11 protein-coding genes are annotated in these 11334 nt (G+C 74.6%); 7 read left to right on the top strand and 4 right to left on the bottom strand.

Annotation, left to right across the window (positions count from 1 at the left end):
• Window positions 1-13 precede the first annotated feature (13 nt).
• The gene (locus BLU95_RS10845; protein ID WP_093859834.1) at window positions 14-715 is read right to left on the bottom strand and encodes a TetR/AcrR family transcriptional regulator; all 702 of its coding nucleotides are present in this window, start codon (window positions 713-715) and stop codon (window positions 14-16) included.
• An 86-nt stretch (window positions 716-801) separates the two neighbouring features.
• On the opposite strand from BLU95_RS10845, the gene BLU95_RS10850 reads away from it, so the two are divergent.
• From BLU95_RS10850 to BLU95_RS10875, 6 genes are all read left to right on the top strand, one after another.
• The gene (locus BLU95_RS10850) at window positions 802-2370 is read left to right on the top strand and encodes an FAD-binding oxidoreductase (RefSeq protein WP_093864787.1); all 1569 of its coding nucleotides are present in this window, start codon (window positions 802-804) and stop codon (window positions 2368-2370) included.
• Window positions 2367-3296 carry a diacylglycerol kinase gene (locus tag BLU95_RS10855; protein ID WP_093859835.1) on the top strand — a complete coding sequence of 310 codons (930 nt, stop codon included), beginning with the start codon at window positions 2367-2369 and terminating at the stop codon, window positions 3294-3296. The genes BLU95_RS10850 and BLU95_RS10855 overlap by 4 nt, the downstream gene beginning before the upstream one ends.
• 100 nt (window positions 3297-3396) lie before the next feature.
• Entirely contained in the window at window positions 3397-3822 is a 426-nt protein-coding gene (locus BLU95_RS10860) for an effector-associated constant component EACC1 (protein WP_159424849.1), read from the top strand.
• 1 nt (window position 3823) lies between these two features.
• On the top strand, window positions 3824-5143 hold the full coding sequence (locus BLU95_RS10865) for a caspase, EACC1-associated type (RefSeq protein ID WP_093859837.1): 1320 nt from the start codon (window positions 3824-3826) through the stop codon (window positions 5141-5143).
• Window positions 5133-6572 (top strand): Clp protease N-terminal domain-containing protein, encoded by a 1440-nt coding sequence (locus BLU95_RS10870; RefSeq protein ID WP_159424850.1) that lies wholly within the window; start codon window positions 5133-5135, stop codon window positions 6570-6572. The genes BLU95_RS10865 and BLU95_RS10870 overlap by 11 nt, the downstream gene beginning before the upstream one ends.
• A gap of 370 nt (window positions 6573-6942) precedes the next feature.
• Complete coding sequence (locus BLU95_RS10875; protein ID WP_093859839.1) at window positions 6943-7380, top strand: hypothetical protein; 438 nt, start codon at window positions 6943-6945, stop codon at window positions 7378-7380.
• A gap of 47 nt (window positions 7381-7427) precedes the next feature.
• Here BLU95_RS10875 and BLU95_RS10880 read toward each other — a convergent pair whose 3' ends face one another.
• Window positions 7428-7757 (bottom strand): hypothetical protein, encoded by a 330-nt coding sequence (locus tag BLU95_RS10880; RefSeq protein WP_159424851.1) that lies wholly within the window; start codon window positions 7755-7757, stop codon window positions 7428-7430.
• Window positions 7758-7986: 229 nt separating this feature from the next.
• Complete coding sequence (locus BLU95_RS10885; RefSeq protein WP_159424852.1) at window positions 7987-9639, bottom strand: hypothetical protein; 1653 nt, start codon at window positions 9637-9639, stop codon at window positions 7987-7989.
• 423 nt (window positions 9640-10062) lie between these two features.
• Between BLU95_RS10885 and BLU95_RS10895 the strand changes: the two genes are divergently transcribed.
• Window positions 10063-10539, top strand: coding sequence for a hypothetical protein (locus BLU95_RS10895; RefSeq protein ID WP_231978515.1), 477 nt, complete (start codon window positions 10063-10065; stop codon window positions 10537-10539).
• Here the strand turns inward: BLU95_RS10895 and BLU95_RS10900 are convergent.
• The gene (locus BLU95_RS10900; protein ID WP_093859842.1) at window positions 10518-11297 is read right to left on the bottom strand and encodes a helix-turn-helix domain-containing protein; all 780 of its coding nucleotides are present in this window, start codon (window positions 11295-11297) and stop codon (window positions 10518-10520) included. The genes BLU95_RS10895 and BLU95_RS10900 overlap by 22 nt on opposite strands.
• Window positions 11298-11334 lie beyond the last annotated feature (37 nt).

Here is an 11334-nt window from a genome sequence, read left to right on the forward strand (position 1 = left end):
GGGCGCGCGGGAGTTACGGCGCGAGGTACCCGTCGAGGGCCCGGGCGAGCTCCCGCCGCCAGGCCTCCTCGGACAGCACCGGGGCCACCATGCGGTGCGACTGCACGGTGGACTGGGCGATCAGCAGCACCATCGCGGCCAGTTCGAGCGGTTCCCCGGCCCGGATCGAGCCGTGCAGCTGTCCCTGGTCGATCCCCGACCGCAGCGCCTCCAGCAGTCCGCGCTGGCTGGCGCCCATCCGGTCGACCACGTACTCGAAGAGCGTGTCGGAGTCGCCGGAGCGCAGCAGCGCGCCCAGCACCGGATGGTCGCGCAGCCGGACGGCCACCTCGACCACACCGTCGACGAACGCGCCCCGGTCGGTGCCGGTGAGGCGGACGGTGTCCCGGGTGGCGGCGATCTCCCGGGTGAGCAGTGCGCCGATCACGGCGCGGACGTCCGGCCAGCGCCGGTAGACGGTCGGCCGGCTCACCCCGGCGCGGCGCGCAATCTCAGCCAACTGGGCCCGGCCCACGCCGAGTTGGACGATCAGCTCGGCGGCGGCATCGAGGATCGCGTCATCGGTGCCGCGCTCGGCGGCACGCTCGGTGACAGGCCCGGCGGCAGGCCCGATCCCGCGCCCGGCGACAGACCCGGCGACAGGCCCGGCGTTGGACCCGGCGGCGCGCTCGGCGCCCGACTCGTGAGGCTCGTGAGGCTCGTTACTACTTGACATGATATGTAAAACTGTAACGCATGACCCCCGAGAAGCAAGCGGCACCGGCGACCCTCACCGGTACGGCCACCCTGCCGCTCCCCCCGATGAAGTGGGACGCCTGGGGCGACCCGGCCCTCGCCAAGGAGCTGTCCGCCGACATCAAGGGCCTGCTCGCCGCCGCCCTCGGTGTCACCGGCGACGCCGCCCCCGGGCCCGACGCCTCGGAGGTCGTCCTGCGGCCGTCCGCCCTCACCCCCGACGACCTCGCGGCCCTCGCCGCCGTCGTCGGCGCGGCCCACCTCAGCACCGCCGACGCCGACCGCCTCCCCCGGGCCGGCGGCAAGTCCACCCCCGACCTGCTGCGCCGCCGCTCGCGCGACCCGCAGGACGCGCCCGACGCCGTCGTGCTGCCCGGCGGCGAGGACGAGATCACCGCGCTGCTCGCCGTCTGCACCGAGCGCCGGATCGCCGTCGTGCCGTTCGGCGGCGGCACCAGCGTCGTCGGCGGACTGGCCCCGGAACGCGGGTCGTTCGCCGCCGTCGTCTCGCTCGACCTGCGCCGGCTCGACCAGCTCCTCGACCTCGACGAGACCTCCGGCGAGGCCCTGCTCGGCGCCGGCCTCACCGGCCCGGCCGCCGAGGCCCTGCTCGCCGAGCGCGGCTTCGAACTCGGCCACTACCCGCAGAGCTTCCGCTTCGCCACCATCGGCGGCTTCGCGGCCACCCGCTCCTCCGGGCAGAACTCGGCCGGCCACGGACGGTTCGACGACATGGTGCGCGGCCTGCGGGTGGTCACCCCGACCGGCGTGCTCGACCTCGGCCGCGCCCCGGCCTCCGCCGCCGGACCCGACCTGCGCGAGCTGTTCCTCGGCTCCGAGGGCGCCCTCGGCGTGATCACCGCCGTCCGGGTGCGGGTCCACCCCGTGCCCGCCGTCAAGGCCTACGAGGCCTGGTCGTTCCCCGACTTCACCACCGGCGCCGCCGCGCTGCGCGCCGTCGAGCAGCAGGGCACCGGCCCGACCGTCATCCGGCTCTCCGACGAGGCCGAGACGATGATCAACCTGGCCATGACCGAGAAGATCGGCGGCGAGGCCGCCGTCAGCGGCTGCCTCGCGGTCACCGTCTTCGAGGGCACCGCCGAGCAGGTCGCCGCCCGCCACCAGCTCACCCGCGCCGCGCTGCTCGCCGCCGGCGGCACCTCGCTCGGCGAGGCCCCCGCCCGGGCCTGGGAGCACGGCCGCTTCAACGCCCCGTACCTGCGCGACTCGCTGCTCGACGCGGGCGCGCTGTGCGAGACCCTGGAGACCGCCGCCGGCTGGCGCGACCTGCACGCCCTGCGGTTCGCCGTCACCACCGCGCTGACCGAGGCCCTGCCCGGCTCGCTGGTGCTGTGCCACATCTCGCACGTCTACCCGACCGGCGCCTCGCTCTACTTCACCGTGGTCGCCGCCCTCGGCGAGGAGCCGCTCGAGCAGTGGGGCGCCGCCAAGCGGGCCGCCGGCGACGCCATCGTCCGGTCCGGCGGCACCATCACCCACCACCACGCCGTCGGCACCGACCACCGCCCCTGGATGGCCGACGAGATCGGCGACCTCGGCGTGCGCATCCTGCGCGCCGTCAAGGCCGAGATCGACCCCGCCGGCATCCTCAACCCGGGCAAGCTGATCCCGTGACCGACCGGAGAACCATCGCCCGCGTCGTTCTCCTCACCAACCCGGCCGCCGCGGCCGGCCACGCCGAACCGGCGGCCCACCGCGCCACCGCCCGCCTGCGCGCCCACGGCATCACCGTGGACCCGCGGGCGGGCGGCTCCGCCGCGGAGTCGCTCGCGCTCGCCCGGGAGGCGGTCGCCTCGCCGTCCTGCGACGCCCTGGTCGTCGTCGGCGGCGACGGCATGATCAACCTCGCCCTCCAGGCCGTGGCCGGCACCGACACCCCGCTCGGCGTGATACCCGCCGGCACCGGCAACGACCACGCCCGCGCCCACGGCCTGCCCCGGGACACCCCCGAGGCCGCCGCCGACACCGTCGCCGGCGGCCACCTCCGCACCGTGGACCTCGGCCGGGTCACCGCCGCCGACGGCACCACCCGCTGGTTCGGCTCCGTCCTCGCCAGCGGCTTCGACTCCCTGGTCAGCGACCGCACCAACCGGCTGCGCTGGCCGCGCGGCCGGATGCGCTACAACCTCGCCATCGCCGTGGAGTTCGCCAACCTCCGCCCGCTGCCGTTCCGGATCACCCTCGCCGACGGCACCGAGATCCGCCGTGACCTCACCCTCGCCGCCGTCGGCAACACCAGCAGCTACGGCGGCGGCATGCTCATCTGCCCCGACGCCGACCCCGCCGACGGCCTGCTCGACGTCACCCTCGTCGACGCCATGCCGCGGCACCGGATCGCCCGCTTCTTCCCCACCCTCTTCAAGGGCGCCCACGTCACCCGCCCCGAGGTCACCACCCACCGCACCGCCTCGCTGCGGATCGACTCCCCCGGCATCACCGCCTACGCGGACGGCGAGTTCATGGCACCGCTCCCGGTCGAGGTCACCGTCGTGCCGGGCGCCCTGCGGCTGCTCGTCCCGGAACCCGGTCCGGATCGTTGATCCGAACGGATCATTGATCCGAACCCCCCTCAACCGTCGGCCGGATCAGTAGACTGACCGCTCTCGACTCCGTCCAGAACCAGCCTTGTGGGGGGCACCTGTGGACGTGCACATTTCCGTGATCGGTGGGGAGACCGGTCGGGCGAACGGTTCGGGCACCGCCGCGGAGGCCGAGTCGCTCACGGACTGGCTCCGGGGGGAACCGGGCCTGACGCGGGTCACCCTGACCGGGCGTGCGCCCGCGCCCGGGGAGATGGGCTCGGTCCTGGACGCCGTCACCGTCGCCCTGGGCGCCGGCGGCGCGCTCTCGGTGCTCGCCTCCTCGCTGCGGGTCTGGTTCGCCCAGCCCAGGCGCAGCGACGTGCGTCTGAAGATCCGTCGGACCGACGGCGGGACGCTGGAGCTCGACGCCAAGCGGGTGCGCGCCGGGGACCTGGAGGACCTCCTGCGCTCTGCGCTGGAGGGCTCCGCATCGGAGGCGTCTTCGCCCGAGGCCCCGGAGCCGTCCGGCCCCGAGCAGGGCTGAGGTGCGCCTGCCGGACCCCTTGCGGTCCCGGATCGTGCTGGTCGGCGCGAGCACGTACACGGACCCGGACCTGCCGGACCTCCCGGCGGTCCGGGCCACCGTGGCCGACCTGGCGGCCGTGTTCACCGACCCGGACCACGGGGTCGTCCCGGAGGACCACTGCACCGTCCTCCTCGACGACGCCGACCTCGGCCGGGTCGGCCGGAAGCTGCGCGAGGCCGCCCGGGCCGCCGAGGACCTGCTGCTGGTCTACTTCACCGGCCACGGACTGGTCGGCGGCCGCCGGCACGACCTCTACCTCGCGCTGCCCGACAGCGAGTACGGCGACCCGGACTTCACCTCGATCGAGTACGACAAGCTGCGCGGCACCGTGCTCAACAGCCGCGCCACCACCAAGATCATCGTGCTGGACTGCTGCTTCTCCGGCCGCGCCGTCACCGGCACCATGGCCGCCGGCCCCAGCACCATCAACCGACTGGAAGTCTCCGGCACCTACGTGCTGACCTCCGCCCAGCGCGACCAGGTCTCGCTCTCCCCGCCCGGCGAGGACCACACCGCCTTCTCCGGACGGCTCATCCGGCTGCTGCGCGAGGGCATGGCCGGCGGCCCGGAATACCTCACCATCGACGACCTCTACCAGCGCCTCGTCAGCCTGATGGTCGCCGAGGGCCTGCCCGTCCCCCTCAACAGCACCACCGAGAACGCCAACCTGATCGCCCTCGGCCACAACCGGATCTACGCCGACAACGTCGCCCCCGCACTGCGCGAGCGGCAGGTGGCCGCCGAACAGCAGGCCCTGGAGGGCGACTGGGCCGGCGCCGCCGCCTCCCTCCAAGGGGTACTCGAGGAGCAGACCCGCCTCCTCGGCGCCGAACACGAGGACACCCTGCGCTGCCGCCGCGCCCACGCCCACTGCGTCGGCGGCGCCGGCGACCCGGCCGAAGCCGCCCGGCTGCTGCGCCCCCTCCCCGCCGTCCACGCCCGCCTGCTCGGCAAGGACCACCCGGAGACCCTGCACACCCGCCAGTTCCTCGCCGTCAACCTCGGCGAGGCCGGCCACCGGACGGAGGCGATCGCCGTGCTCCGGGTCCTCCTGGCCGACCGCAGCCGCCTCCTCGGCAGCGAACACGAGGACACCCTGCGCACCCGGCACATGCTGGCCCGCAACCTCGCGCTGACTGGGGCCGAGGAGGAGGCGACGGCGCTGCTGCGGCAGCTCGTCGCGGAACGCGACCGGGTGCTGGGGACGCAGCACCCGCACACGGTGCGGGCGCGGAAGGAGCTGGCGGTGCTGGAGCGGGGTGCGCGGCATGGGGTTTGAGAGGTTCAACACCGCTGCACGACGGGTTCTCGTCCTGGCGAAGGAAGAGGCCGGGGCGCAGGGCTACACCTACATCGACTCCGGACACCTGCTGCTGGCCCTCCTGCGCGACGAGGGCAGCCCCGCCCAGCAGGCCCTCGCGGCCCTCGGGGTGTCACTCGAACGCGCCCGGACACGGGTGGGACGACTCAGTGACGTGCCGGTCCTCGTCAACGCTCCCCTCCAATACAGCTCCAGGGCCCAGATGGCTCTGGACCATTCCGCCGAGGAGGCTACGAAGCTCGGCAGCGTCCGCATCGGCCCCGAACACCTGCTACTTGCGCTCGTGCGGTCGAACAATGGCCAAGCAATGGAGATGCTGCAGTCCTTCGGGCTCAACGGCGATCAGGTACGCCTCCAGGTGATCACCGCTATGACACGGCCGGTCGCTGCGCGCGCAGTTCTTCCCGACCCACCGTCCGAGCTGAGCCAGAACCTCAGCCTGTCCGCCGAGACCGGAGGGCCCGACGACGTGGTCGGCCGTCGACCGGACATCGCTGCGCGCGCAGTTCTTCCGGACTCACTGTCCGAGCTGAGCCAGAACCTCAGCCTGTCCGCCGAGACCGGCAGGCCCGCAGACGTGGTCGGCCGTCGACCGGACATCGATCTCGTCCTCCAAGTACTCAGCCGACGGGCCCGCAACGTCGCACTGCTGGTGGGTGATCCCGGGGTGGGGAAGACCAGCGTCGCGGTCGGGCTCGCCCAGGCCGTCGCCCGGGGCGAGGTGCCCGAGCGGTTCCGGGGCCGGACCGTGCTCCGCCTCGACGTCACCGCGCTGTTCACCGACCCCCGGCACCACGGGCGCTTCACCGAGGTGATGGCCGAACTGGTGGGCGACATCCTCCGGTCCTCGGGCCTCGTCCTCTTCCTCGACAACGCCCTCTCCGTCGTCCGCACCCGGGAGGGGCAGGCCGAGGCGCTGGCCTTCTTCCGGCCGGTGTTCGACGTGCCCGGCATCTCCGTGGTCGCGGCCGCCGGATCCGCCGACCACCGGCGGTGGGAGCGGGACTCGGGGCTCGACCGGAGGATCCAGCCGGTACCGGTGGCCGAACCGACGCCCGAGGACGTCCTGCAGATCCTGCGCGACGCCCGGCAGCGGCTCGTCGACCACCACGAGGTCGTGATCACCGACGAGGCGTTGGCGGCGGCCGCCCGGCTCGCGCACGGATATCTCCCCGGACACGCCCTGCCCGGCGCCGCGATCGACCTGCTGGACGAGGCGAGCGCGCACGTCCGCTCCGGGCCGGTGGCTCCCGGCACCACGCCGAGCGTCACCGAGGACGCGGTGACCCGGACCGCCGGCACGTCGGCCGCCCTCCCGGTCGCTCCCCGCCCGCCGGTGCTCTCCCCACCCGTCCCGCACGACCCGACCGTCTGGGCCATGAGCTGAACCGCCGCCAGGCCCGTCCAGGTCGCCCTACCGCGGATCGTGGCCGGCCGCACCGCAAGTACGCTCGGGCGATGCTGCTCCCCGCGTCCCGCGCACCCGTCTGCCCGTTGCCGACCGACCGGCCATCGACACGCCGTTCGGCCGGCTGACCTTCGCCACGACCGTCGGGACCAGGAACCTTCCGCCGGAGCCCGACGAGCTGTTCCAACTGCCGGGTCACCGCCTGCTCGCCCGCTGGGCCACTCCCGAGGCTCGCGTCGAGCTGCTCCTCACCCCGCACGACCCCGAGCTCGACCCCGCGACCTGGGGACCGCTGACCGACTGCCGCGCGGCGGTCTGGCGGATCGACGCCCTCGCGCCGCTCGGGCGGGTGCGGTTCTCGGCCGAGCTGCCGGTGCCGCTCCCGGAGGGTGCCGACTGGGGGTACGACGGAGGGCAGGCACTGGCGGCGATCACGGTCGAGGACGACGAGACCCGGCTCACCGTCGGGGGCAACGACGAGGAGGCGATCTGCTGGGCCGCCGAGGCGCGAGAGGTGCCCCGGCGGTGGGCCGCACTGATCGACGAGCCGTACCGGTCTTCGTCCGGCGCGTGGGGCGTGGACTACGGGCCCTCCCCCGGCATGTCCTGGACGCTGCCCCCGCTGGCGGCCGGTGAGCACTGTGAACTCCCGGTGGTGGCCGCCTGGGCCCCGGCCGCCGATGACAGCGCGAACACCTGGTACGCCGTCATGCCGTCGCCGACGGTGCTGCTCCGTCAGGCCGCCGCCGGTGCGGCGACGCGGGCCGACGCTCCGGACGGCGGCTGATCGCGCGGCCTGTGCCGCGACGACGACGGCGCCGTGGAGGTGTGGACCTACTCCAGCTCCAGCGCCTCCCAGGCGAAGCCCTCGCCCCAGCCCGGCTCGTGGCGGGCCCAGGCGGCCATAGCGACGATCACGGGCTCGGGAGCGTCGAGCTTCACCTGGAAGTGCCGGTCGGCGCCGCCGTCCCGGTACTCGAAGGAGTACTCGCCCCCGCGCTCGTGCCACACCTGCACATAGACGTCGGGCTCGCCGGGTATCCGCTCGACCACCAGAAAGCGGTCCCGCCTGCCCCCGATCCGCCGCACCAGCCCGGCCAACGCCTCGACGTCCGGCCGGGAGTGGTCCCGGTCGTCTTCCGTCCGCACCGTGATCTCCAGCATGAACCGGATCCTGGCACGCGCCACTGACAACGCCTCCGGAGGCGGGGAGCCACCAGGGACGGCGCCGCCACCCCCACCCCGGAGGTGCGGGGACGAGTCGAGCCGCCCCGCACAGGAAGTCGGTGCCACCGACTTCCTGTGCGGCGGATCCGTGGATCCCCGAGCCCGGAACGCCCCTCCGCCGCAGGGAGCCTGCGGCGGAGGGGCGTTCGGTCGGCGGGGATCCGGGTCAGCCCTTCGGGGCCGCCGGGGTGGGCAGGGTTCCGGTGAGGAGGGGCCACTCGCGGTGGAAGGGCGGGAGGGGGAGCCTGCCCTCGATCAGCGGGGTGCCGAAGATCTTGAGGTGGGCGAGGAGGGCGCCGTTGAGGTCGATGCCGCCGACCAGACCCCAGCTGCCCTGGATCCGGGGCGCGCCGCCGGGGACGTCCACGGCGAGGGAACCGTCGGCCTTGGCCTGGAGGTAGGGGGCGACGGTGGCCTCGACGCCGACCGCGTCGTAGAGGCCGACGCTGACCTCGGTGCCGAGGGTGGCGCGGACGGAGGCCTTGCCGTCGAGACGGACGTGGACCGGGGACACCTTGGTGTCGGGGGCGTCGGCGGAGGAGGTCCAGCCCCGGCCGCCGCCGGTCCAGTCCGCGCGGACCGCCCAGGTGCCGGTCGCCTCCTGCTCGGCCTCGACGTGGACCTGGCCGTCGGCGCCGACCTCCAGGTAGCAGGTGAGGGCCAGGTTGACGACGACCGGCAGCCCGGCGACGGTCAGCACCGGGCTGGCCTGGAGCTTGGCGAAGGGGACGCGGACCGGTGCGGCGGTGGCGCGGGCGAAGTCGCCGGTGACCTTCCAGTGGGCGCGGGCGCCGAGGTCGAAGCCGATGGAGGCGGTGCGCGGGGTGCCGACGCCGGCGCCGTGGTAGGCGAAGCGCACTGTCGGGTGGAGGGCGAGTTCGCCGCCGGCCTCGGCGGTGGCGCCGCCGGGCAGCGGGATCGGGGCCCTGGCGTTGACCTCCAGGGTCCCGGACGCCTCCGCCTTGGTGGTGCCGTTCTCCCGGCCGACGGTGGCCGTGACGTCCTTGACCAGCGGGGTGACCTTGATCGCCCTGGGGTCGACGGGGACCGTGCCGTCGGCCTCGGCGGCGCCCAGCAGTTCGGGCAGGGTGGCGGGGCGGGTGGCGAGGCTCAGGGTGTTGCCGGCGCCGGGGTGCACGGCGGTGACGGCGAGGAGCGCGCCCTGAGGGGCGGCGTCGGTGGGCGGGCTGGCGAGCAGGCGCCCGGGCTGGACGGCCTGGGTGGGGGCGGGGACGGTGGAGGGCGAGGACGTGGCGGGGCCGGGAGCGGGAGCGGAGGCGGCAGCCGAGGCGGGAGCCGAGGACGCGGCGGGGGCGGCGGGGGCGGCTGATGCGGCTGACGGGGACAGGACGGCGGTGCCGGCGGCCGGGTCGTAGGCGGTGAGCCGTAGGTCGGTGGCCGCTGCCGGGGTGGCGGCCGAGCCGTCGGTCGACGGGGTGCCGACGGCTACCGTCTGCGCACCGGGCTGCGCGGCCGTGACCGGCAGCGGGGCGGGGCCCGTCGGCGACGCCACGGCAGCGGCGGCCGGGGCGGAGGGGGCCGGGGGCGCGGCGGTGGAGGATCCGCCGGGGGCCGGAGCGGTCGCCTTGCCGGCGGGACGGGCGGTGGCGGCCGCCGAGGCGTGCGCGGCCGGGGATCCACCGGACGCGGGGGCCGCCGGGTCAGCCGCGCCGGCGGCGGCGACCGGGACGGCGGAAGGCACGTCGAGGGTGACCGAAGCGGCCCGTCCGTCACCGGACGCGGGCCCGCAGGCGGCGACGCCGAGCAGGAGCAGGGAGGCGAGGGCAGGCCGGACGGCCGGGACGAGAGGACTCTTCACCGGGGCTCTTTCAGCGGCGTGTTCCACACGGGCGGCGGCGCACGGACGGTGCCCGCCCGCCCGGGAACGAGGGTGGGTGGTGGCAAAGGGGAGAGCGGCCCGCACGGCCGCGCGGATCGTCATGTTACTGACGAGAAATCAGGTTGTCGAAGACATGTCCGACTGGTGAACGGCGCCCCGATCGTGCCTCAAGGACTGCTCCACCAAGGGTGGTTGGTGCACGTTCGGTGTCCGAACACCGCCGTTCGGCGGGGGCGGCGCGGTTCGCAATCCACCACTCGGCGGGGCCTCTCCCCCGCCGGTGGACGGGGCCCGGAGAGGCCGTCGGCATTCCCCGCCGGGAATTGTCGGGCCTCCGTCGACCGCCCAGGATGGGCGGCACAGGAGAGCCGCGAGAGCCACCAGGGGAACGAGGAAGGCACCATGAGCACGAAGACCGACACCGCCGCAGGCACCGACACCGACGCAGGTGCCGGCACCGGCACCGGCACCGCCCAGCGGATCGCCGATCGCTACGTCGCGCTCTGGAACGAGCCCGACCCGGACCGGCGGCGGCGGGCGATCGAGGAGCTGTGGGCGGCGGACTGCGTCCACCTGCTCCAGCCGCCCGAGGACATGCGCGAGCGAGCGGCCGAACTCGGCTTCGCGGACACCGTGCTGGAGGCGCGTGGCCATGACGCACTGGAGCGACGGGTGGCGCGGGCGCACCAGGAGTTCGTGGCCGACGGCGGCTACGCCTTCCGCGGGCAGGGCGAGGCGATCCGGGTCGGCGACGCCGTCAAGCTCACCTGGGTGATGGTGCGTCCGGGCGAGGCGGAGGTGCTCGGCGGCGGGGTGGAGGTGCTGGTACTGGACGAGGGCGGCCGGATCGCGACCGACTACCAGTTCCCCGGGCTCTGATCCCCCGGCTCCAACTCCGCATAGGCACGCAGGGCGGCGGCCGTCGGCTCGTCGACCGGCAGGAACGCCTCCAGTCGCAGTTCGGCGAGCGTGACGTCGACGGCGGTGGCGAACGTGGTCACCGTGGTCATCAGGTGCAACTCGCCGTACGGGCTGCGCAGATGGAGCGGAACGGCGAACCCCAACGGATCCCGGGCGGGCGGGGACTCGTCCAACGGCGGCACATAACCCGCCAGTTCGTCGTGCAGCTCGGTCAGGCGGGAGGTGGCCGCCAGGACGTGCCGGGACCACGCCGCGAAGTTGACGATCCTCGGGGCGAGCCCGGCCGGGTGAAGGGCGAGCCGGTAGGCGTTCGCACCCCGGCCGAGCAGCTCCGGTGCGATCCCCTCGGTCAGCAGTCCGAGCGCGGCGTTGGCGGCGACGATGTCGCCCCGGCCGTCCACCACCACGGCGGGATAAGGGAGATGGCCCTCCAGGATGTGACCGAGGGCGGACCGGACGGGCGCCAGCTCGGGCCCGTCGAGCGGGCACTCCGCGTACACGGGGGCATAACCGGCCGACAGCAGGAGCTCGTTGCGTTCGCGCAGCGACAGGTCGAGCGACTCGGCGAGCCGGACGACCATGCCGCGCCCGGGCGCCGACCGCCCCGACTCCATGAAGCTGAGGTGGCGCTGGGTAGTACCCGCCCGACCGGCAAGCTCGAGCTGGCTGAGACGGCGTCCGGTGCGGCGCTCTCGGAGCGTACTGGGGAAGTCCACGACAGCCAGTTGTAGCCGGATCGGGGCCGCCGGGCCA

The organism is Streptomyces sp. TLI_053 (assembly GCF_900105395.1).
GTDB lineage: Bacteria > Actinomycetota > Actinomycetes > Streptomycetales > Streptomycetaceae > Kitasatospora.